Genomic DNA, 22,587 nt, shown 5'->3' with positions numbered 1-22,587 from the left:
GTGCTTGGAGTGATTCCGGAGGCTTCGGCCAGCCCGGTTCCTCGCCCGCTTCCCCTCCGCGGGGGAAGGGAGCACGTCGCGGAGACTGACGAGTGACGACGACCATCCAACCGCGCCTGACCCGGGTGTTCCGCTTCCTTCACGCACGCTACGCCGACGGCGTGGCCGAGCTGGCCTATGCCTTCGACGAGGGCGAGCCGCTGGTGGAGCGCATCCGCTTCCCTGCCGCGCCGCCGCTGCCGCGCGAGCGCCAGGCCGCCTTCGACGCCGCGCTGAAGCTGCTGCACCTGGTCGCCGGCATCAGCTACTACAAGGCCGGCGTGCCGCCGAAGATCGAGGTGGCCGACGGCCCGCTCGACGACGCCACCGCCGGCCTGCTCGACGCGCTGTACCTGCACGGCCTGGCCGAGTTCGCCTACCGCAACGGGCTGGACCTGCGCGGGCGGATCGCCTTCCCGCGCCGCGCTCCCTCGCCCGGGAACCCACCGTCGAATATGGCCCCCGGCCTTGGCCTGCCCAGGCGCACCCTGGTGCCCATCGGCGGCGGCAAGGATTCGCTGGTGGCGGTGGAGGCGATCAAGTCGATCGGCGGCGACGCCACGGCGGTGTGGGTCGGCAACTCGCCGCTGATCGCGGCCTGCGCCGAGCGTACCGGCCTGCCCACGTTGAACATCCAGCGCGAACTGGCGCCCGGGCTGTTCGAGCTGAACCGGCTGGGCGCGTGGAACGGGCACATCCCGGTGACCGCGGTGAATTCGGCGATCCTCGCCGTGGCCGCGATCCTGTACGGCTACGACTCGATCGCCTTCGCCAACGAGCGGTCCGCCTCGGCCGCCACGCTGGAGTACGACGGCCAGCAGGTGAACCACCAGTGGAGCAAGGGCTACGCCTTCGAGGTGCTGCTGTCGGACTGGCTGCACGGCCACGTCACCGCCGACCTCGACTACTGCTCGCTGCTGCGGCCGTACTCGGAGCTGGCGATCACCCGCGCGTTCGCGAAGCTGACCCCGTACTTCGACGCGTTCTCCAGTTGCAACCGCAATTTCCGCCTGCTCGGCCCGAAGCCGGCCGACCGATGGTGCGGGCAGTGCCCGAAGTGCCATTTCGTGTTCCTCGCGCTGGCGCCGTTCCTGCCCAAGCCGCGGCTGCTGTCGATCTTCGGGCGCAACCTGCTGGACGACGAGGCGCAGGCGGCCGGTTTCGACGCCCTGCTGGAGTTCCAGGACCACAAGCCGTTCGAATGCGTGGGCGAGGGCGCCGAGGCGCGCGCGGCGATGTATGCGCTGAGCCAGCGCCCGGAGTGGCAGGAGGACGCGCTGGTCGCGCGCTTCATCCGCGAGATATTGCCCCAGCTCGATCCCGCGCAGCTCGCGCTGGAACCGTGGCTGGCGCCGTCCAGCGAGCATCGCGTACCGGCGCGGCTGCAGCCGGCGCTGGCGGCGATCGGCGGATGAGCGATTTGCGCAAGCGTCCCGGCTCGTTGCGGGAGCGGAGTGCCGCGGCCGAAACCGCTCTTGCAGTCGCCCTCGCAAAGCCGCGCAGGAATGGCTGGGGAGGATGCCCGCATGCGCATCGCTGAACTGTCCGGCCAGCGGGTCGCGGTGTGGGGTTTCGGGCGCGAGGGGCGGGCGGCGATCGGCGCCTTGCGCCGGCGCCTGCCGGGGCAGCCGCTGGCGCTGTACTGCCACGCCGCCGAGGTCGATGCGGCGCGCGCGTTCGATCCGGCGCTGACCGTCCACGGCAGCGAGCCCAATGCGGTGACGCTGGCCGCGTACGACGTGGTGGTGAAGTCGCCGGGCATCTCGGCCTACAAGCCGGCGATCCTCACCGCGCAGGCGCAGGGCACCCGCTTCACCTCGGGCACCGCGCTGTGGTTCGGCGAGCACCCGCAGGCGCGCGTGGCGGCCGTCACCGGCACCAAGGGCAAGAGCACCACCACCGCGCTGCTGGCGCACCTCGCCCGCGCGCTGGGCGTGCGCACGGCGCTGGCCGGGAACATCGGCATGCCGCTGCTGGAACTGCTCGACGGCGAGGCGGCGCTGTGGGCGGTCGAGCTGTCCAGCTTCCAGACCGGCGAAGCCGGGCCGCTGGAGCTGGGCGTGATCACCAGCCTGTACGAGGAACACCTCGACTGGCACGGCTCGCGCGAACGCTACGTGGCGGACAAGCTGCGCCTCGCCGACGCGGCGCGGACCCTGCTGGTGAACGGCCTGCAGCCGGAGCTGCTGGAGCTGACCGCCGGGCATCCCGCGCGGCGCATCTTCGGCGGGCCGGACGGCTGGCACGTGCGCGACGGTTTCATCCGCCGCGGCGAGGCCGAGGTGATGGCGGTGACGGCATTGTCGGCCCCCGGCGCGCACAACGCCTTGAACGCCTGCGCCGCGCTGGCGGCGCTGGAGCTCATGGGCCACGACGCGGCGGCCGCGGCGCCGGCGCTGGCGAGCTTCCGCCCGCTGCCGCACCGGCTGCAGCCGCTCGGCGAGCGCGACGGCCTGCACTGGATCAACGATTCGATCAGCACGACGCCGCAGGCCACGCTGGCGGCGCTGGACAGCCTGCCGGGCCGCGAGGTCACGGTGATCGTCGGCGGCCACGACCGCGGCCTGGACTGGTCGGATTTCGTGCGCGCCGTCGCCGTCCGCAGCTCGCTGCGCGTGGTGGCGCAGGGCGCCAACGGGCCGCGCATCGCGATGGCCCTGCGCAAGGCGGCGCCGGAGCTGCCGCTGGGCGAGACGGACGGCCTGGACGAAGCGGTGGCGATGGCCCGCACGGTCACGCCCGAAGGCGGCGTGGTGCTGCTGTCGCCGGGCGCGCCGAGCTTCGACCAGTTCCGCGACTACGCCGACCGCGGCCGCCACTTCGCCGAGCTGGCCGGTTTCGACGGCGGCGCGATCGCCGGCATCGACGGGCTGGGCATCGCCTGACATCCGCCCCGGTCTCCCGTGACCCGCCGCCGGCGCTGCCTGCGTACGGGCCGGGAAGAGCGGAGGAGCGGACGTCCGTCCATGGTTGGGCGGCGACGCCGCCCATGGGCGAGTCAGGTTCGGTCCGGCAGCGATGGGTGCAGGCGCCTTGCGATGTGGACCGGGCGCCAGCGTGCTTGCGCAGGCTCAAGCCGGCGCGGCGTCGCGTACTGCCATCCGCCAGCCGGCAAGGCGGGCCGCGAGGCGATGGACGGGGCAGGCACCCGTGCGTCGGCGCGGGCTTGCCTGCCGCCGCCTGTACGGTTTCGACGAAGGTGCCGCCGCGCCGGCGGTCGCGCAGTAGAATGCCCCGTCCGCGGCATCCGGTCGCGCGCGTCCCGATCGTTGTCCGTGCTCTGGAGGTTGTCGTCGAGTGGAGCAGTCCAAGGGGACAGGGGCCGTTGCGGGCGAGCCGGGCGCGGACGATCCCGTCGCGGTCCGGCCGGCGCCGTTGAGCGCCGCGGCCGGCGTGGCGCGCCGCCTTGCCGGCCCGCTGCTGTCGGCGTCGATGCTGTGCCTGGCGCTGTGGGCGCTGCACCGCCTGCTCGGCGCGGTGAGCTACCACGAGGTGCGCGGCTACTTCCACGGGCTGCGGGCCGGCCAGATCGCGCTGGCGCTGGCGCTGACCGCAGGCGGCTACGCGGTGATGACGCTGTACGACGGCTTCGCGCTGGCGGCGATCGGGCGCCGGCTGCCGTACCGGCGGGTCGGCCTGATCGCCTTCATCAGCTACGCCTTCAGCAACACGCTGGGCATGGCCCTGCTGGTGTCCGGCTCGATCCGCTACCGCTTCTACGTGCAGGCCGGGCTGTCCACCGGCGAGATCGCGCGGGTGGTGCTGTACTGCACCGCCGGCTTCTGGCTCGGCCTGTGCGCGCTGGCCGGCACGACCCTGTTGCTGGTGCCGGTGCCGCCGGAGCTGCCGCTGGCCGCCGCGGCGCGGCCGCTGGGTGCGCTGCTGGCGCTGGTGCCGCTGGCCTGGCTGGGCGGCGGGCTGCTGGTGCGCCGGCCGTTGCGGCTGTGGCGCTGGCAGGTCGAGCTGCCCGGCCCCGCGCAGGCGGCGCGGCAGGTGCTGGTGGGCGCGCTGGACTGGGGGCTTGCTGCCGGCGTGCTGTACGTGCTGATGCCCGAGGCGATCTCCGGTGGCTTCGGGCATTTCCTGGCGATCTTCGTGCTGGCGCAGATGGCCGGCCTGATCAGCCACGTGCCCGGCGGCCTGGGCGTGTTCGAGGCGGTGATGCTGGCCGGCTTCGGCGTGGCCGGCAACCAGGGGCTGGAGGCGCCGATCCTCGGCTCGCTGGCCGCGTTCCGCGCGATCTACTACCTGCTGCCGCTGTGCGTGGCGACGCTCGCGGTGGTGTGGCGCGAGGCGCGCGGCCTGCGCCGCCGGGCGCTGCTGGCGCCGTGGTTCACCGCGTGGCTGCCGCCGTTCTTCGCCGGGCTCACCCTGGTCTGCGGCGCGGTGCTGCTGTTCTCCGGCGCGACCCTGGCCCTGCCGGGCCGCATGGCGATCCTGCGCGAGCTGCTGCCGCTGCCGGTGCTGGAGGTCTCGCATTTCATGAGCAGCGTGATCGGCATGCTGCTGCTGATCCTCGCGCGCGGCCTGCAGCGCCGGCTCGACGCGGCCTACGTGCTGACCCTGGTGCTGCTGGTGGCCGGCGCGGTGTTCTCGCTGCTCAAGGGCATCGACTACGAGGAGGCCGCGCTGCTGTCGCTGCTGGCGTTGGCGCTGGCGCCGGCGCACCGGCATTTCTACCGGCGCGCCTCGCTGTTCAGCGCGAGCTTCTCGGCCGGCTGGATCGTGGCGATCCTCGCCGTGCTGGGCTGCGCCGGCTGGCTGGTGATGTTCAGCTTCAAGCACGTCGAGTACAGCAGTAGCCTGTGGTGGGAGTTCAGCTTCCGCCACGGCGGCGCGCCGCGCGCGCTGCGCGCGCTGGTGGGCGCGGCGGCGGTCGGCCTGCTGTTCGCGCTGGCGCACCTGATCCGCGCCGTGCGGCCGCGCCACCGGCCGCCGAGCGAGGAGGAACTGGCCCGCGCATGGCCGCTGATCAAGCGGTTCCCCTCGACCCAGGCGCACCTGGCGCTGATGGGCGACAAGGCGTTGCTGTTCGATCCGGACGACCGCGCCTTCGTGATGTACGACACCGAGGGACGGAGCTGGGTGGCGATGGGCGACCCGGTCGGCGCCGACGAGGACGCGCGACGCGAGCTGGTGTGGAGCTTCCGCGAGCTGTGCGAGCGTTCCGGCGGCTGGCCGGTGTTCTACCAGGTGCGCCCGGAAGACCTGGACCTGTACCTGGAAGTAGGCATGAACCTGCTCAAGATCGGCGAGGAGGCGCGCGTGCCGCTGGCCGGCTTCAACCTCGACGGCAAGTCCAAGAAGGTGCTGCGCAACACGGTGAACAAGCTCAACCGCGACGGCCTGCGCCTGCAGATCGTGCCGGCGGACGGGGTGCCCGCGCTGCTGCCACGGCTGAAGCCGGTCTCCGATGCGTGGATGGCCGGCAAGAAGGTGCGCGAGAAGCGCTTCTCGCTGGGCGCGTTCCGGCCCGACTACCTCGCGCGCACGCCGATGGCGGTGGCATGGCTGGACGATGAGCCGGTGGCGTTCGCCAACCTGCTGCTCAACGAGACCAGGGAAGAGGCCTCGGTGGACCTGATGCGCCACCTGCCCGACGCGCCGGCCGGGATCATGGACTACCTGTTCGTGGAGCTGATGCAGTGGGCGCGCGGCGAGGGCTACCGCTGGTTCAACCTCGGCATGGCGCCGCTGTCGGGCCTGCAGAACCGCCGGCTGGCGCCGCTGTGGATGCGCTTCGGCGCGCTGGTGTTCGGCCGCGGCGAGCGCTTCTACAACTTCCGCGGGCTGCATCGCTACAAGGACAAGTTCGATCCGGAATGGGAGCCGCGCTATCTCGCCGTGCCTGCGGGCGTGGCGCTGCCGGTGGTGCTTGCGAACGTGGCCAGCCTGATCGCGGGCGGCCTGGGGGGAGTGGTTCGTCGATGAAATGGCTGCGCGGAATCCTGTATGTGCTGCTGGCGCTGGCGGCGGCCGTGCTGCTCGCCTGGCGGCCGTGGTCGCACCCGGGCCTGGCCGAGACCACCACGGTGCTGCCCGCGCCCGCGGGCGTGGCGCCGCCGGCCGGGCGCGACGACGTGCTCGCCATCGTGTTCTCCGGCGACGGCGGCTGGCGCGACCTGGACCAGCAACTGGGCGCGCACCTCAACGCCAGCGGCTTCCCGGTGCTCGGCGTCAGCATGCTGGAGTACTACTGGCACGGCGGCTCGGCCGAAAAGACCGCGCGCGAGCTCGACGCCCTGATCGACGGCGAACTGGCGCGCACGCACAAGCGGCGGCTGTGGCTGGTCGGCTTCTCCTTCGGCGCCGACGTGCTGCCCACGGTGATCGGGCGGCTCGCGCCGGAACACCGGGCGCGCATCGCCCAACTGGTGCTGCTCTCGCCCACCCGCGACCTCAACTTCGAGATCGAGCTGGAGGGCTACATGCAGCAGCGGCTGGGCTGGCTGCAATCGACGCTGAAGTCGATCAAGCAGCGGGTCCACCCGGTGCCGCACTATCCCGCGCTGCCGCCGCTGCTGGCGCTGGACGCGCACCCGCCGGTGGCGTGCTACTACGGCGCCGACGAGGCCGACGACACCGTCTGCACCGAACCGCGCCTGCCCGCGTGGGTGCGCGTGCACGCGATGGCCGGCGACCACCACCTCGGTGGTGACTACGGTGCGCTTGCCGCGCGGATGATTGCGGAGTTGCCTGCGGCGGCGGCTGCGAACTGATCCGGCGGGGTTTTGCTCGGGCGGAATGGCCTGGGCTATGGCTTGGGAGTTTTTCGCCGGCCATCCCAGTGAGCCCCGAGAAAAGGGGTAAGAGAGCGGGAATCCTGTGACTTTGAAAGGCACTGGATTCCTGCTTTCGCAGGAATGACGGTTGGTTGTTCTGAGGACGGCTTGTTGTTCTAGAGACGGACTGCTCTGGATTTGGCGCCGGCTTCCGAAGCCGGCGAGCTTTTGCTCGTCATCCTCGCGAAAGCGAGGATCCAGCGACTTGAAAGGCGCGGGATGACCAGTCCTTCGACTGTTAAAGCGCCTCCCGCTTGACCGGCCCTGCGGCCGTTGAGAGCCGCAGGAATGGTGAACTGGGTTGTTCCCGGACTTCCCTGCCTTCGGGCCAACACAACAGCCCTATTTCTCGATCCGGTAGTTGAAGCTGGCGCGGCTGAATTCGGTGGCCTGCTGGGCTTCGAAGTTCCAGCGGTGGCTGAGGCGGTAGCGCAGGGTGATCACCTGGCCCGGCTCGAACAGGCCGACGCCGTAGCTGAGGTACAGCCGCGGCGACAGGTACTTGCCGACGGTGAAGGCGGAGCTGCCGCCGAGCGCCTCGTTGCTGGACACGCCGATCTCGTCCACGCCGAGCTTGGAGCCCACGCTCTTGGCGAGCAGGTCGCCGGCGGCCGAGCCAAGCGCCTGTGCGGCGGCGCCGACCATGTCGCCTTCGCCGCCCTTCACCTGCGACAGCGGCTTGCCGGTGACCAGGTAGGACAGCGCGTCGGACTGCTCCATCACCGGGTTGGAGAACACCGTGAGGATCGGCCGCTGCGCGGTGCCGGAGACCAGCAGGCCGACTTCCTGGCCCTCGTCGATGGTGGCGTTGGGGTTGAGCTTGCGCACCGCGCGGATGTTCAGGCCGGGGTTGTCGATCGGCGTGCTGGCGAACAGCAGTTGGCCGCGCTCGATGTGCAGGTTCTGGCCGTACGCCTTGTAGGTGCCGTCCACCCCGATCTGGCCCTGGCCGGTGGTGTCGCGGCCGGGCCGTTCGCTCACCGTCAGCGTGCCGGTGAGGCGGCCGTCCAGGCCCATGCCGATCAGGTGCGTCTTGCGGCCGAGGTCGACCTTGACCTGCGCGCGGACCGGCAGCTTGCTGGCGGCCTTCTCCTGCTGCTCCTGGTCGATCACCACTACGTCGGGCGAGGTCTGGGTGGCACCGGCGCCGGGCAGCTTCTCCAGGTTCACGTCGGCGCTGTCCAGCGTCACCGAGCCGCCGACGTCCAGGCCCTTGGCGTCCTGGCGGATCACCAGGTCGGGCGAGATCGCCACCTTCGCGGCGGGGATGTCGGCCGCGGTGAATTCGCTGCCCTTGAGCGTGATCGCGGTCTGCGCGCCTTCGCCGATCCCGGCGCTGCCGCCGACGGTGAGCGTGCCCTTGCCCGACTGCACGCTGCCGTCGATGCGGAACTGGCGCGCGTCGGCGGTGCTGACCGCGAGCCGGCCCTGGCTCAGCTTGAGGCCGGCGGAAGGCACCTCGGCGGCGAAGCCCTGCACCGTGGCCTGGCCGGTGATCGCCGGCTGGGCCAGCGTGCCGGCGAAATGGAAATTGCCGTCGAGGCCGCCCTTCACGTTGGCCAGCTCGGCGGTGAGCAGTTCCAGCGGGGCGAGGCTGGCCAGGTGCAGCGCGAGCTGGCCGCCCAGCGCCTGCTGCGCGCCAGTGAGGCTGAGCTGGCCGTCCAGGCGGCCGCCGTCGTCGAGGCTGGCGCGCACGCTGGCCTGCTGCCGCTGCGGGCTCAGCTCGGCGTTGACGGCGAGGTCGCGCCAGCCGAGCAGGGGCTGGTCGGCGCGGTCGGTATAGGTGACCGTGCCGCGCGCCGAGGTGATCGAGGCGTTGCCGCTGAGCGCACCGGCGGCGGTGCGGTGCAGCTTGCCGCTGCCTTCCAGGGTGCCGTCGGCGCGCACCGGCAGGTCGGCGTTGCCGCTGGCGTTGAGCAGCAGGGCCAGCGGCAGGGCCTGCAGCCGGTAGCTGGCGTCGAGGTTGCCGGCCTTGTCCTGCTTCGCGGCGAGGCACAGCAGCGGATCGCCGGCGGTCAGGCACAGCTCGGACAGCGAGGCCGCGCCGTCGTTGTAGGCCAGTTGCACGGGCTGGCGCAGGCGCCAGCGCGGCAGCCCCTGCGGATCGAGGTTGAGCGTGGACAGCGTGCCGTTCCATGCCTGGCCCTTGAGGCCGCCGCTCAGCGCGAGCTCGGCCGAGAGCTGGGTGCCGCGCGCGTCGAGCCGCAGGCTGTGCCTGGCCTCGGTGCCGTCGCCGTCGAGGCGGATCTGCTGGAACGCCAGGCCGCCGGCGTGCACGCCGCTGGCCGCCAGGTCGAGCTTGCCGCCGGGCTGGCTGACGTCCGGCAGGTGCGCGTTCAATTGCAGGCCGTCGACGGTGTTGCCCTGGTAGGCCAGCGCCTGGCCGCGCAGGTTGCCGTCCACGCTGAGCTTCGGCATCAGGCCGCGCACGTTGAATCGTCCGTCGAGGCGTCCGCCGGCGTTCGGCAGCCAGTCGCCGAGCGAGGCGATAGCCAGGGTCAGGTCGATGTCGTTGCGGCTGCCCGGCCTGGCGGCGAGCGCCACGGTGCTGCCGCCGGAGGCGAGTTCGAGCTTGCCGTCGATCACCTGGCTCGGCGCCAGGTGCAACTGGCCGCTGCCGCGCAGTGCGCGGTCGCGCAGCCGGCCGCCGAGCTTGCGGATCTCGATGCTGGCGTCGGGCCGGTCTTTCGGCAGCGTGCCGTGGGTGGCGATGTCGGCGTCGAGCGCGCCGTTCCAGCCGGCGAACAACTGGCCCGGATCGAGCCGGTTGGCGGTGGCTTCGAGCTGCCAGCCCAGCTCCGGTTGCAGGGTCAGCGTACCCTTCGCCTGCAGGCCGCCCTGCGGCTGCTTCAGCGCCAGCGAATGCAGGGCGATCTGCTGCCGGGTGCCGTCCAGGTTCAGCGCGAGCTTGGCCAGTTGCCCCGGCGGGCCGACGTCGACGTCGCCCTCGGCATGGAACTGTTCGGCGTTGCCCTTCGCCTGCAGGCGGCCCTGGCTGGCGAGCGCCTGGCCGGCGAGTTCGGGCGGCAGCAGCAGGTCCTTCCAGCGGATCGCCAGGTCGCCGCCGACCGGCTTGGCGTCGAGCCGCACGGTGCCGTTCGCTTCCACCCGGCCCTTGACCTGCGGCGAGCCCAGCGCGAGTTCGTCCAGGGTCAGGGTGCCGAAGTCGTCGCTGAAGTGCGCGCGCAGCGGTTGCAGCAGCAATTGGTAGTCGTTGAGGTCGAGCCGCCCCTGCAGGCTGCCGCCGCGGCGGTCGCCGCTGCCTTGCAGGTCGATGCCGAGGGCGGTGAGCGCGCTGTCGCCGAGCAGCGGCTTGGGATCGAACTTCGGCGCCAGCAGCTTCGCCGTCCACGGATAGCTCGCGTCGTGCTGGGCGAGGTCCAGTTGCAGGTGGGCGACCATCGGCAGGTCGAGCGCCAGCTCGGCGTGGCTCTGCCGGCCGTCGCTGCGGGCGCTGAGCTTGCCGGCGTAGTCGACGCCGCCGAGCTTCCAGCCGAAGTCGATGGCGCCGGCGCCCTGGTTGCGCGTGCCGATCGCCAGTTGGCCGTCGAGGTCGGCGTGGCCGTCCGGCGCGCGCAGCGCGAGCCGTTTCAGCGCAATGCCGTTGGCGGTCCAGCTACCGGCCAGGGCGAGGCTGTCGGAGGCGAACAGCGGCTTGCCGTCCTGCACGAGCTCGACCTTGCCCACCTGCACGCGGTCGAGCAGCAGGTCCACCGGCGGGGTCGGCGAGAAGCTGCCGCCGCTCTCGTGCGTGTCCTCGCTGGCGGCGGGCAGGGCCACGCGCACGTCGTCCACCTGCAGCGCGAGCACATGCACGCGCCTGGCCAGCAGGGGCCAGAAGCGCAGGTCCAGGTGCAGCCTGCCCACGCGCGCGTCCAGCCCCTTGCCGTCGGCGTAGCGCACGCCGGCAAGGTCTAGCGGGCCGATCAGCCGGCCCTGCGCCTGCTGCACGCTGAGCGCGCCGCCGGTGAGGCCGCTGGCGCGCGCGAGCGCGAAGCGCAGCCCGGAGCCGGTGCCGAGCAGCCAGCCGGCGCCGAGGGCCAGCAGCGCCAGCAGGATCAGCAGCGCGGCCGCCAGCCGGCGCGGCCAGCGGCGGCGACGGGGAGCGGGTGCGGGAGGCGTGGCGGTGGCGTTCATCGGTCAGAGGTCCGGGCCGATCACGATGTGCAGTTCCACGCCGTGCTCGTCCTTGTTGTGGACCGGCGTGCCCAGGTCCAGCCGGATCATGCCCACCGGCGACAGCCAGCGCAGGCCCAGGCCGGCGCCGATCTTCGGGCGGTAGTCGGTGCCGTTGAAGGCGTTGCCGGCATCGACGAAGGCGGCCATGCCCCAGTTGCGGGTGAAGTAGTGCTCCACCTCGGTGCTGGCGACCAGCAGGTTGCGCCCGCCGATGACGCGGTCGTAGCTGTTGCGCGGCCCGATCGACTGGTAGCCGTAGCCGCGCACTGAGCGGTCGCCGCCGGCGAAGAAGCGCAGTTGCGGCGGCAGCGCGGCGAAGTCGTTGGTCCAGGTGTAGCCGGCGCTGCCGCGCAGGATCAGCCGGTTGCGGCCGGCGAACGCGCGGATCCATTTCACGTCGCCCAGGATCTGGCTGAAGCTGGCGTCGGAGAGCAGGGTGCCGGCGGTGCTGCGCGCGGCGATGTTCACCGACCAGCCGCGGCGCACGAAGGTGGGGTTGTCGCCCTGCTTGCGCGAGAGCGCCGCCTCGGCGAACACCTCGGTGCTGTTGCCGCGCTCGATGCCGAGCGTGTTGTCCGACTCGCCGCCCTTCTTGCCCACCGTGAAGGTGCCCGACAGCGCGTGCACGCCGAGCGTGCGGGTCCAGCCGTGCCACAGCCGCGTCTCGTTGGCGACCAGCTCCAGCGTGCGCGACTGCGAGGTGGCGGTGTCGGCGTCGCGGAAGTTCGCGCCGAAGTTGTAGCTGCGCTGGTTGTCGCCGGGCATCGGGATCGAGTACAGCGTGGACAGTGTCTTCAGCTTCTGCGCCAGCACCAGTTCGTTCTTCCACTTGTGGCCGCGCCGGTTCACCCAGCGCCGCTCCATCCCGCCGCGCACGCCGAAGCCGGTGTCGGTGCCGATGAACGGGCCGCCGGTGTAGATCGTGCGCTTGGCCGGCGCCAGTTGCACGTCGACATCGACGGTGCCGTCCCGGGCGTCGTCCACGTCGGGCAGCACGTTGACCACCGAGAAATAGTCCGCGCCGTTCAGCGCCTGCTGCAACTGCAGCAACTGGTCCTGGGAGAAGTAGTCGCCGCGCTTGAACGGCACGTAGCGGTCGAGGAAGCCTTCGTCGAACTGCGAACCCTGGAAGTGCACCTGGCCGAAGCGGTAGCGCGGCCCGGCCTCCCAGGCGAGGTGGATGGCCGCGCTGCGGTTGGCGCGGCTGACCTCGACCCGGTGGGTGAGCAGCTTGGCGCCGAGGAAGCCGTTGGCGGTGAGGCTGCTGCTCAGGGCGTCGCGCGCGGCGTCGTAGGTGCCGTGGTTCAGCGGCTGGTCCTTGAGCTTCTCGATCGCGCGCCGGGCGCGGCGGATCGGGCCGATCGCGGCGGCGGCCGGGTCGAGCCGCACGTCGACCGCGGTGACCTTCACCGGCTCGCCCGGCTTCACGTGCAGGGTCACCTTCCAGTCCTTGCCGGTCTGCTGCAGGTCGCCGGTGACCGTGGCGTCGTAGTAGCCGTAGGGCTCCAGCGCGGATTTCGCCTGGTCGGGCGCGCGCTCGTACAGTCGCCGCAGCTGCGCGTCGCTGACATCGCGCCTGGCGTACTGCGACAGCTCCACGCTGGCCGCCACCGCTCCCTTCATGGAGTCGTCGACGCCGTCCACCACCAGTTGCACGCCCGCATGGGCCTGCGACGCCAGCAGCAACAGCAACGGCGGCAGGAGGCTCAGGCGTCGTCGGGCTCGGCGCATGCGCGGGGGTTCCATCCTTGAATGCGGGTACACGGGTAGGGGCAGCTTACCCAAGTTGGCGTCGGCATCGTATGAAGCCCGGCCAACCCCGGCGCGGGCGCCGCGCGCGCCGGGCCGGGCGCGCGGGCGTCAGCCGGCCTTGTCGCCGGCCTTGTGCGCGATCCACGCGCCGACCACGGCGGAGAAGTACGGGATCGACTGCGCGGCGAGGATGATCATCCACAGGGTGCCCTCGACGTAGCGCGTGCCGAAGCCGATCGCCATGCCGATCACGCACAGGGTCAGCGCGCAGGCCATCAGCAGCTCCTCGCGCACCGGCGCGAACGCGGCGAAGCCCGATTCGCCCAGGCGCCGGCTCTTGGCGGTGACCACGAAGGCGGTCTTCTCGCGGGTGAGGCCGTGCAGGATGCCGCGCGCGATGGCGTGGCTGAGGCCCATGCTGGCCAGCGACGCCATCAGCGTGTCGTACCAGCCGCAGGGCACGCGGGCGCGGTACAGCACGATGCCGAAGATCGCCTTGGCGAAGAAGAAGCCGATCACCGGGATCAGGAACAACTGCATCGGCAGGCTGAACAGGGTGGGCAGGCCGATCATGCCGGCGGTCCAGTAGATCGCCATCATGGTAAAGATCAGGTGCAGCGCGTCGGCGAACCAGCTGAACCAGCCGGTGAGGAAGTGGAAGCGCTGGCCGGCCGAGAGCGGACCCTTCCTGGTCATCCAGTCCCAGCGGCCCTTGAGGATCTGCATGGCGCCGAACGCCCAGCGGTAGCGCTGGCTCTTGTACGCCTTGAAGTCGGCCGGGGTGAGGCCCTTGCCCATCAGCTCGTCGACGTAGACCAGCTCGTAGCCGGCATGCATCAGGCGCAGGCCCAGCTCGGCGTCCTCGCAGATGGTCCACTCGGACCAGCCGCCGGTGCCTTCCAGCGCGGAGCGGCGAACCATGGTCATGGTGCCGTGCTGGATGATCGCGTTGCGCTCGTTGCGATGGTGCATGCCGATGCGGAAGAAGCCGTCGTATTCCCACGCGGTCATGCGGCGGAAGCGGTTGTGCTCGAAGTCGCGGTGCGCCTGCGGGCACTGCACCACCGCCACCTTCGGGTCGTGGAAGTGGCCGGTGAGGGTGGCCAGCCAGTCCGGGCGCACCACGTAGTCGGCGTCGATCACCGCCACCACCTCGGCTTCCGGCGCGGTCTCCTTCAGGCCGAAGTTCAGCGCGCCGGCCTTGAAGCCGGGCCACGGCTCCAGGTGGAAGAAGCGGAAGCGGCGGCCGAGCTTCTCGCAGTACGCCTGCACCGGCTTCCACACGTCCGGGTTCTTGGTGTTGTTGTCGATCACCAGCACTTCGTAGTTCTGGTAGTCCAGCTCGGCCAGCGAATCGAGCGTGACGATCACCATCTCCGGCGGCTCGTTGTAGCAGGCCAGGTGAATCGACACGAACGGCTGTTTCTCGGGGCGGTCGGGCCGCAGCATGCCGGCGTGGCGCACCCAGTTGCGCCGCCACAGCACCTCGGTGAACTCGAAGCCGTTGATCAGCAGGATGGCGAGGATCGCGATCTGCGCCGGGAACAGCAGGACCAGCATGGTCCAGTCGATCCAGCTCAGGTAGAAGTTGAACGGCAGCGTCGCCGACCACACCACCAGGCCGCAGGCGAGCTGGATCAGCGCGGCGAAGAAGAACCGGCCCATCAGCTTGAAGCGGCTGAAGCGGCGCGCGAACCAGACCATCGGGATCAGCGCCAGCAGGCTCGCCGCCAGCGCCTTCCACGGCCAGCCGACGTCCTCGGTGACCGGCCCGGTGAACGGGAACTTCAGTTGGCGGTCGGCGTTGAACATGCCCCAGTAGGCTTCGGTGCGGCCCGAGAGCTGCTCCTTCCAGGGCTGGTCGAACGCCTCCATCACGTAGTAGTCGATGTGCAACTGCTTGGCGACGTTGAACCACTGGCGCAGGAAGATCGCCTCGTTCGACACCGACGGGTCGGCGTACTGGAAGCGGTTGCCGTTGGACGGCCAGCCGATCTCGCCGATCACGATGTGCTTGTCCGGGTACAGCCGCTGCAGTTGCTGGTAGCTGCCGAGCGCGTCGTCGATGGCGTTCTTGCGGTCCACGCCGTTCCAGTACGGGAACAGGTGCACGGTGATGAAGTCGACGTGCCGCACCAGTTCCGGGTACTTGACCCAGATGTGCGCCGGCTCGGCGATGGTCACCGGCTGGTGCACCGCCGCGCGCACGCGGTCGGCGTAGGCCATCAACTGCTCCGGCGGGATGTCGTTGCGGAACAGCACCTCGTTGCCGACCACCACCCGGTTGATCGAGTTGGGGTAGCGTCGCGCCTGCGCGATCAGCGCCTCGATCTCGCGCTCGTTGTTGTCCATGCGCCGGTCGATCTCGGCGCCGGCCATCACCTGCAGGCCCTGTTTCTCGGCCAGCCGGTAGATCTGCGGGTTGACCTGCATCGAATAGGTGCGGATGCGGTCGCTGTAGCGGGCCACCAGCTTCAGGTCGCCGGCTATCTCGTCGTCGCTGGGGAAGTCCTTCTTCAGCGGGTCCTGGTAGCGCTGGAACGGCGACAGCGCGAAGCCGCCGATCTTGCCGTGCCAGTCCTCCGGGCCGTGCGGCAGGTTGCTCCACCACCACAGGCCGATGTTCATGGCCGCCACGATCACGGCGAGCAGGATGGCTGTGAACAGCGGATAGCGGCTGTCGCGGGTGGTGGCTGTGGCGCTCAAGACGATCCCCGTGGGTGCCTCACACGAGGCCGAAAAGCCTGTGGAGCTTACTGAGGCGGGGCAGGCGGCTCAATAAAGCGTGCCCGGAGCGGTCAGCGCAAGGTCAGGCCGGAGGCGTGTAATCCGGTGATAAGGAAGCCTTCCTATCCTGCCGAGCTGGATTTCAGCCGAGGGTGCGAGATGAGTCCTCAGACTGCCGATGACGGGGCCGCCCGCCGGGCCTTCGGGTGGTTCATGCTGGTGGCGTTCGTGGTGCTGGCGGCAGGGATCGGCCTGCGCCATCCGTGGCCGCCGGACGAGCCGCGCTTCGCCCTGATCGCGCGGCAGATGCTCGATTCCGGGCAATGGCTGTTCCCGCACCGGGGGATCGAGCTGTACTCGGACAAGCCGCCGCTCCTGATGTGGTGCGAGGCGGCCGTGTCCTGGCTGACCGGCGGCTGGCGCGGCGCCTTCCTGCTGCCGTCGCTGCTGTCCGGCCTGGCGACCCTGGCCGTGGTCTACCGCACTGGCCGGCGGCTGTGGGACGAGCGGACCGGCCTGCATGCCGCCATCGCGCTGCTGGCCGCCATGCAGTTCGTCGACGTGGTCAGGCACGCGCAGATCGATCCGCTGCTGCTGCTGTGGATCACCCTGGGCAACGCTGGCCTGCTGGTGCACTGCCTGCGCGGGCCGGACTGGCGCGCGTACTGGCTGGGCTGCCTCGCGGCGGGGATGGGCGTGATCAGCAAGGGCGTCGGCGTGCTGGCGCTGCTGATGCTGCTGCCGTACGCCTATGCGCGGTGGCGGCAATGGCCCGGGATCACCCGCACCCGCGGCGACGGCTGGCGCTGGGCCGGCGGCGCGCTGGCCTTCCTGCTGCCGATCCTGCTGTGGCTGGTGCCGATGCTGGCGGTGGCCTACGGCCAGCGTTCGCCGGAGTACCAGGCCTACGTGCACGACCTGCTGTTCCGCCAGACCGCCGAGCGCTACGCCAATTCGTGGACGCACGTGGAGCCGTTCTGGTTCTTCGGGCTGGTGATGCTGCGCGACTGGTTCCCGGTGTGCCTGCTGATTCCGCTGGCCGTCCCGGCCTGGCGCCGAGCCCTGCGCGGGCGCGAGCCGCGCCTGCTGCTGCCGCTGGCCTGGTGGCTGCTGGCCCTGCTGTTCTTCAGCATTCCCGGCGGCAAGCGCGAGATCTACCTGCTGCCGGCGCTGCCGATGGCGGCGCTGGCGCTGGCGCCGTACCTGGAGCCGCTGCTGCGCGCGCGCTGGCTGCAGCGGTCGGCGTTCGCGCTGGCGGTGCTGATGGGGCTGCTGTTCGCCGGCGCCGGCCTGTGGGCCCTGCTGGCGCATCCGCGCGCGGCCCAGCGGATCGCCGACGGCTACGAGCTGGCGGCGCAGGGGCGGCCGCTGTGGCTGGCGGCGATCGCGGTGGGCGCGCTGATCCTGCTGGCGGCGGCCTGGTTCCGCCCCGTCCGCGGCGTGGCCGGGCTGCTGGCCGGCATCGCGGCCGCCTGGGTGGCGTGGAGCTGCGCCACCGCCCTGCTGCTCGACGACAACCAGTCGGCCCGCGCCCTGATGCGCCGCGCCGATGCGCGGATCGGCCCGCAGGGCGAGCTGGCCCTGGTGCAGTGGCGCGAGGAACTGCTGCTCCAGGCGCTGCGCCCGGTGCGCGAGTTCGGCTTCTCGCGCCCGGCGCGGCAGCAGTTGCACGACGCGCTGGCGTGGCAGGCGCAGGCGCCGCAACGGCGCTGGATCCTGATCGACGGCAAGGTCATGGACGGTTGCGTGGACCGTTCGAGGGCGCTGCGGGTGGGTACGGCCAACCGCAACGAGTGGTGGATGTTCGATGCGGCGGCGGTGCTGCCGGGCTGTCCGTCGATCCGCTGAACGGGCCTGTCATCCGCTTGCCATCGCGCTGTCGCGCAGGGGGCGGATCGACTAAAATCAACGCTTTGCGCGGTCGTCGGCACCGCGGAGGAACAGGGCGTGACGGATCGGATCGACGCGTTGCCCGGCACGGGCCGCCGGGCGATGCCCGCGTGGGCGCTGGGCCTGCTGGTGGCGGCGTACCTGCTGGCCTTCCTCAACCAGACGCTGTGGCGGCAGGTGGTGGCGTCGTTCGCCGCCTCGGGCGGCATGCTGCAGCAGTGGCCGTTCGCGCTGTCGGTGTGCCTGCGGCTGGTCGGCATGGTGGTGGTGATCGTCTCGGCGGTGCTGTGGCCGCGCGTGGGCAAGCCGCTGCTGGCGCTGCTGGTGCTGGTCAGCGCGGCCAGCGCCTACTACATCGACAACTTCGGCGCCTGGCTCAACCAGGAAGTGATCCAGAGCATCTTCGAGACCAGCCGGGCCGAGGCCGGCGCCCTGCTGACGCGCGGCGCGCTGGGCTGGTTCGCGCTGGCCGGCGTGCTGCCGGCGGCGATCGTGCTGTGCGTGCCGGTGCGTTTCGCGCCGTGGCGGCGCGAGCTGCTGCGGCGGGCGGTGATCGTGGGCCTGGTGCTGGCCTCGATGGGCGCGTCGGCATACCTGGCCGGGCGCACCTACGTGTACTACTTCCGCAACCATCGCGTGATGTACGACGTGTTCAACCCGTACGCGGCGCTGAGCGGCACCTTCCACTACCTGCAGCGCGACGTGTTCCGCCGCCAGCGGCCGCTGGTGCCGATCGGCACCGACGCGCGGCTGGCCCCGGCGGCGACCGCCGACGGCCGCAGGCGGGTGCTGGTGCTGGTGGTGGGCGAGACGGCGCGGGCGGAGAACTTCTCGCTGCAGGGCTATCCGCGCGAGACCAACCCGGAGATGAAGCAGCGCGGCGTGTACTACTTCCGCGACACCTGGTCGTGCGGCACCGCCACCACGGTCTCGGTGCCGTGCATGTTCTCCGACCTGGGCCGCGCGCATTTCGACAAGGCGACGGCGAAGGCGCGCTGGAACCTGCTCGACGTGCTGCGGCACGCCGGCGTGGACGTGTTCTGGCGCGACAACGACGAAGGCTGCAAGGGCGTCTGCGCGCGGGTGCCCAACGAGGACCTGACCGCGGCGAAGATCGCTGGCCTGTGCGACGGCGACGGCTGCCTCGACCAGGTGCTGATCGACGGCCTGCCGCAGCGGCTGGCCTCGATGCGCTCGCCGGCGCTGATCGTGCTGCACATCAAGGGCAGCCACGGGCCGGCCTACTACAAGCGCTATCCGGCCGACATGGCCCGCTTCGGCCCGGGCTGCAACACCGCCGAGCTGCAGACCTGCAGCTACGCGCAGGTGGTCAACAGCTACGACAACACCATCCTCTACACCGACCACATCCTTGGCCGCGTCGTCGACATGCTTGCCGCGCAACCGCAGGTCGACACGGCCATGCTGTACCTGTCCGATCACGGCGAGTCGCTGGGCGAGAACAACCTGTACCTGCACGGCGCCGACTGGAACGAGGCGCCCTCCCAGCAGAAGCACATCCCGATGCTGCTGTGGCTGTCGCCGCAGTGGCGGCAGGACAGCGAGCTCAAGCCCGCCTGCCTCGACGCGCTGCAGGCGCAGCGGCTGAGCCAGGACAACCTGTTCCACACCGTGCTGGGCATGTTCGACGTGCAGACCGGCGTCTACCGCCGGCCGCTGGACATGCTGGCGGGCTGCCGTCGGGACAACGCGACGTAAGTGCGTGTTCGCGATTCAGCGGTCGTCCGATAGCTTCGTCGTCATTCCTGCGAAAGCAGGAATCCAGTGACTTGATGCTCCCAAGCTCCAAAGACGCTGGATCCCAGCTTTCGCTGGGATGACGTCCGATGTGGAGATACCCGAAGATCGTGAATAGGTACTGAGGCAGGCGGCGCGCCGCCAGATTCATTCCGCCGAGCGCGGCGTGGCCCGCGTGCGCGCGAGCATCCGGCGGAACTTGTGGCGGGTGCGGCTGGCGTTGTGGCGGCGGTTCATCGAGCAGTGCGGGATCATGTTCTTCTCGCCGAAGCCGTCGATCATCACCAGCCGCGTGCCGCCCTGGGAATCGCTGCCGTAGACCAGGTTCCAGGCGTGCAGGTCGGCGGCGATCACGTCGTGCTCCAGCAGCTGCGCCAGCAGCGTGTCCATCGCCGCCTGGATCTCGGCGGTGAAGCCGTCGCGGCGCACCCAGCTGTCCAGGTTGGGCGCCAGGCCGCCGTCGGCGCCGTAGACCTTCTCCACCACCAGGCCGGGGCCGAGGTCGGTCTCGGCCAGGCCCACCACGCGCGCCAGCGGCGACACGCCGTCGGAGGCGCAGCGCGAGGCCAGGTATTCCTTGAGTTCGCGCAGGTAGCCGCGGTACGGCCCGGTGCGCGCCAGGCGCCGGTACCACGGCGCGCGGCGGTGCGCCTCCAGTTCCTCGGCGCGCATCACCTTGACCAGGAAATCCGGCTCGTGCGGATGCTGGTACACCAGGCGGTGCTGGCCGCTGGCGATCGGCGTGGCGTGGCGGAGTTCGAGCATGGATGCGGCACCGTTCGAGGGATCGCCATTGTGCGGGAGATGGCCGTGCGCATGCACCTTCCGGGGCCGCATGCACGGCGACGCGCTAGACTGCGCCCCGTGTCCGGCGCGCCGTGCTGCGCCGGTGTGCTTCCCCTTTCCATCGGAATCCCGGCATGCGGCGTTTGTCATGGCGTTTCTTTGCGGCGGCCTTCGTCCTGCTCACCCTGAGCCGGATCGGCCTGTCGCTGTGGCTGTGGCCGCGCGTGCAGCCGGTCGGCGGGCTGTGGCCGATCCTGCTCGGCGGCTGGCGCATCGACCTGAGCTACCTGGCGATGATCTGCGCCTGGCCGGTGCTGCTGTCGCCGTGGCTGGGCCATCGCCCGCTGGCGGTGCGGCTCAGCGCCTACTGGTATCGCCTGTGGTGGTTGCTGCTGGTGCTGCTGGAAGTCTCCACGCCGCAGTTCATCATCGAGTACGACACGCGCCCGAACCGCCTGTTCATCGAATACCTCACCAGCCCGCGCGAGGTCTCGGCGATGCTGTGGCACGGCTACAAGGGCGTGCTGCTGGCCGGCGTGCTGGTGCTGGCCGCGCTGGGCTGGTTCGGCTTCCGCCTGCTGTCGTGGCGCAGGGTGGACGCGCGCATGCGCCTGTGGCTGCGGCCGGTGTTCACGGTGGTGGCGTTCGCCGTGCTGTTCCTGGCCGGGCGCGGCACGCTGGAGCATCGCCCGCTGAATGCCGCGCAGGTGGCCTTCAGCGACGACGCGATGATCAACACGCTGCCGCTCAACTCCGCCTACAACGTCAGCAGCGCGATCTGGGCGATGGGGAACGAGCGCTCCGCCTCGGCGGTGTACGGCAAGATGCCGGAAGCGGAAATGCAGGCCATCGTGCGCCGGGCCGCGGGCCTCGACGGCGCGCCGCTCGACCCGGCGATGCCCAGCCTGCACCGGCAGCAGGCCAGTGCCACGCCGGCGCGGCCGTACAACCTGGTGATCATCGCCGAGGAAAGCCTGGGTGCGCAGTTCGTCGGCAGCCTCGGCGGCAAGGACCTCACGCCCAACCTCGACGCGCTGGGCACGCAGGGCTGGATGCTGGCGCGCACCTATGCCACAGGCACCCGTTCGGTGCGCGGGCTGGAGGCGCTCACCACCGGCTTCCTGCCGACCCCGGCCGAGGCGGTGCTGAAGCTGCCGCGCAGCCAGCGCGGTTTCTTCACCATCGCCGGCCTGCTTGACCAGTACGGCTACCACACGCGCTTCATCTATGGCGGCGAGGCGCACTTCGACAACATGAAGGGCTTCTTCCTCGGCAACGGCTTCAAGGAAGTGATCGACCAGCCGAAGTTCGACCTCCAGCCCGGCTTCGTCGGCTCCTGGGGCGCCGCCGACGAGGACATGTTCAACGAGCTGCACCACCGGCTGATGCAGGACGGCGACAAGCCCACCTTCACGCTGGCCTTCAGCGTGTCCAACCACACGCCGTGGGAGTATCCGAAGGGACGCATCCAGACCCAGGGCGACCCGGCCAGCGTGGACAACAGCGTGCGCTATGCGGACTGGGCGATCGGGCAGTTCTTCGAGCGCGCGAAGAAATCGCCGTACTGGAACCACACCGTGTTCCTGGTGGTGGCCGACCACGACGCGCGCGTGTTCGGCGCCAGCCTGGTGCCGGTGCGGCACTTCCATATCCCGGCGCTGATCCTGGGCGCCGGCGTGCCGGTGCGGCGCGACGAGCATCTGGTTAGCCAGGTCGACCTCGCGCCGACCCTGCTGTCGCTGATCGGCATCAGCAGCGTGCATCCGATGCTCGGCGCCGACCTGACCCGGCGCTATCCCGACCGCGCGATCATGCAGTACGGCGACAACTACGGTTACCTCAAGGGCGACAGGCTGCTGGTGCTGCTGCCGCAGAAGCCGGCGTCCGAGTTCCGCTACGACGTCGCCGCCGAGAAGCTCACGCCGGAGGCGGTCGATCCCGCGCTGGCGAAGGAAGCCCTGGCGCACGCGCTGTGGCCGAGCTGGGCCTATGCCAACCAGCGCTACAAGCTGCCGCCCGAGAGCATGCAGCGGCCAGCGGCGCCCGCCGCGTCCGCCAGCACGGCGCGGCCCTAGCCGCGGCACGCGAGGGCATCGAAAGAAAAGGGCCGGCCCGTCGCAGGACGGGCCGGCCCTTTTCTTCTTTTGCCGTGGTTCTTTTGCCGTGGAACGCGGGCGGGCCTACTTCAGCAGCGAGCGCAGCATCCAGGCGGTCTTCTCGTGTTCCTTCAGGCGGCCGGTGACCATGTCGGCGGTGCCTTCGTCGCCGGCGCCATCGGCGGCCTTGATGGTCTGGCGCGCGGTATGGGCGGCGATCTCGTGGCCCTCGACCAGCTGGCTCACCATCTCCTTCCAGTCCGGCACGCCGGGTTCTTCCTTGATCGAGGTGAGCTTGCCGAACTGGCTGTAGGAACCCGGCGCGAACACGTCGAGCGTGCGGATGCGCTCGGCGACTTCGTCGGCGGCGAGCCACAGCTCGTTGTACTGGGTCTCGAACATCGCATGCAGGCTGTTGAACTGCGGGCCGGTGACGTTCCAGTGGAAGCTGTGGGTCTTCAGGTACAACGAATAGGTGTCGGCGAGCAGCTTGGACAGGTGCTTGGCGACCGCCTCGCGGTCCTTCTTGGCGATACCGATGTTCAGGGCCATGGAGTGCTCCTTCGGGGGTGAGTCGT

At 70.7% G+C, this 22,587-nt stretch carries 12 protein-coding genes; 7 read left to right on the top strand and 5 right to left on the bottom strand.

The features are described from left to right. Window positions 1-92 precede the first annotated feature (92 nt). The 4 genes from murL to ASG87_RS18000 all read left to right on the top strand — a co-directional run bounded on the left by murL (window position 93) and on the right by ASG87_RS18000 (window position 6,758). Window positions 93-1,454 (top strand): UDP-N-acetyl-alpha-D-muramoyl-L-alanyl-L-glutamate epimerase, encoded by a 1,362-nt coding sequence (gene murL / locus ASG87_RS18015; protein ID WP_056008482.1) that lies wholly within the window; start codon window positions 93-95, stop codon window positions 1,452-1,454. A 111-nt stretch (window positions 1,455-1,565) separates the two neighbouring features. Next, window positions 1,566-2,924, top strand: coding sequence for a UDP-N-acetylmuramoyl-L-alanine--D-glutamate ligase (gene murD / locus ASG87_RS18010; RefSeq protein ID WP_056008479.1), 1,359 nt, complete (start codon window positions 1,566-1,568; stop codon window positions 2,922-2,924). A gap of 490 nt (window positions 2,925-3,414) precedes the next feature. After that, window positions 3,415-5,970 carry a bifunctional lysylphosphatidylglycerol flippase/synthetase MprF gene (mprF, locus tag ASG87_RS18005; RefSeq protein ID WP_056008476.1) on the top strand — a complete coding sequence of 852 codons (2,556 nt, stop codon included), beginning with the start codon at window positions 3,415-3,417 and terminating at the stop codon, window positions 5,968-5,970. Beyond that, window positions 5,967-6,758, top strand: coding sequence for an AcvB/VirJ family lysyl-phosphatidylglycerol hydrolase (locus tag ASG87_RS18000; RefSeq protein ID WP_056008473.1), 792 nt, complete (start codon window positions 5,967-5,969; stop codon window positions 6,756-6,758). Before mprF ends, ASG87_RS18000 begins: the two co-directional genes overlap by 4 nt. A gap of 405 nt (window positions 6,759-7,163) precedes the next feature. Here ASG87_RS18000 and ASG87_RS17995 read toward each other — a convergent pair whose 3' ends face one another. The 3 genes from ASG87_RS17995 to ASG87_RS17985 form a co-directional block, all read right to left on the bottom strand. Further along, window positions 7,164-10,958: a translocation/assembly module TamB domain-containing protein gene (locus tag ASG87_RS17995; protein WP_056008470.1), complete on the bottom strand. Its 3,795-nt coding sequence runs from the start codon at window positions 10,956-10,958 to the stop codon at window positions 7,164-7,166. A 3-nt stretch (window positions 10,959-10,961) separates the two neighbouring features. Further along, window positions 10,962-12,731: an autotransporter assembly complex family protein gene (locus tag ASG87_RS17990; RefSeq protein ID WP_056008466.1), complete on the bottom strand. Its 1,770-nt coding sequence runs from the start codon at window positions 12,729-12,731 to the stop codon at window positions 10,962-10,964. A gap of 129 nt (window positions 12,732-12,860) precedes the next feature. Next, a complete protein-coding gene (locus tag ASG87_RS17985; RefSeq protein WP_056008463.1) occupies window positions 12,861-15,458 on the bottom strand; it encodes a glycosyltransferase family 2 protein in 2,598 nt (865 codons plus the stop codon). Between the two features lie 180 nt (window positions 15,459-15,638). Here ASG87_RS17985 and ASG87_RS17980 point away from each other — a divergent pair, with 180 nt between their 5' ends. Both ASG87_RS17980 and ASG87_RS17975 read left to right on the top strand, forming a co-directional pair. After that, window positions 15,639-17,327, top strand: a complete 1,689-nt coding sequence (locus ASG87_RS17980; RefSeq protein WP_056008460.1) for a glycosyltransferase family 39 protein — start codon at window positions 15,639-15,641, stop codon at window positions 17,325-17,327. A gap of 99 nt (window positions 17,328-17,426) precedes the next feature. Then, window positions 17,427-19,088 (top strand): phosphoethanolamine--lipid A transferase, encoded by a 1,662-nt coding sequence (locus ASG87_RS17975; RefSeq protein ID WP_157511151.1) that lies wholly within the window; start codon window positions 17,427-17,429, stop codon window positions 19,086-19,088. 186 nt (window positions 19,089-19,274) lie between these two features. Here the strand turns inward: ASG87_RS17975 and ASG87_RS17970 are convergent, their stop codons facing one another. After that, window positions 19,275-19,892, bottom strand: coding sequence for a YrbL family protein (locus ASG87_RS17970; protein WP_056008452.1), 618 nt, complete (start codon window positions 19,890-19,892; stop codon window positions 19,275-19,277). A 155-nt stretch (window positions 19,893-20,047) separates the two neighbouring features. Between ASG87_RS17970 and ASG87_RS17965 the strand changes: the two genes are divergently transcribed. Further along, window positions 20,048-21,988, top strand: coding sequence for an LTA synthase family protein (locus tag ASG87_RS17965; RefSeq protein WP_056008449.1), 1,941 nt, complete (start codon window positions 20,048-20,050; stop codon window positions 21,986-21,988). Window positions 21,989-22,093: 105 nt separating this feature from the next. Here the strand turns inward: ASG87_RS17965 and ASG87_RS17960 are convergent, their stop codons facing one another. Further along, window positions 22,094-22,561: a Dps family protein gene (locus ASG87_RS17960; RefSeq protein WP_056008446.1), complete on the bottom strand. Its 468-nt coding sequence runs from the start codon at window positions 22,559-22,561 to the stop codon at window positions 22,094-22,096. Window positions 22,562-22,587 lie beyond the last annotated feature (26 nt).

Origin of the sequence: Frateuria sp. Soil773 (assembly GCF_001428405.1) — a bacterium.
In the GTDB taxonomy this organism is placed as follows: domain Bacteria; phylum Pseudomonadota; class Gammaproteobacteria; order Xanthomonadales; family Rhodanobacteraceae; genus LMSL01.
This window is presented reverse-complemented; position numbering and strand designations above follow the sequence as displayed.

Excerpts from the sequence above, each read along its gene's own strand:
- ASG87_RS17995 (WP_056008470.1), bottom strand. The coding sequence starts at position 10,958 with ATGAACGCCACCGCCACGCCTCCCGCACCCGCTCCCCGTCGCCGCCGC.
- ASG87_RS17960 (WP_056008446.1), bottom strand. The coding sequence starts at position 22,561 with ATGGCCCTGAACATCGGTATCGCCAAGAAGGACCGCGAGGCGGTCGCC.
- ASG87_RS17990 (WP_056008466.1), bottom strand. The coding sequence starts at position 12,731 with ATGCGCCGAGCCCGACGACGCCTGAGCCTCCTGCCGCCGTTGCTGTTG.
- ASG87_RS17970 (WP_056008452.1), bottom strand. The coding sequence starts at position 19,892 with ATGCTCGAACTCCGCCACGCCACGCCGATCGCCAGCGGCCAGCACCGC.
- ASG87_RS17965 (WP_056008449.1), top strand. The coding sequence starts at position 20,048 with ATGCGGCGTTTGTCATGGCGTTTCTTTGCGGCGGCCTTCGTCCTGCTC.
- ASG87_RS18000 (WP_056008473.1), top strand. The coding sequence starts at position 5,967 with ATGAAATGGCTGCGCGGAATCCTGTATGTGCTGCTGGCGCTGGCGGCG.
- ASG87_RS17980 (WP_056008460.1), top strand. The coding sequence starts at position 15,639 with ATGAGTCCTCAGACTGCCGATGACGGGGCCGCCCGCCGGGCCTTCGGG.
- murD (WP_056008479.1), top strand. The coding sequence starts at position 1,566 with ATGCGCATCGCTGAACTGTCCGGCCAGCGGGTCGCGGTGTGGGGTTTC.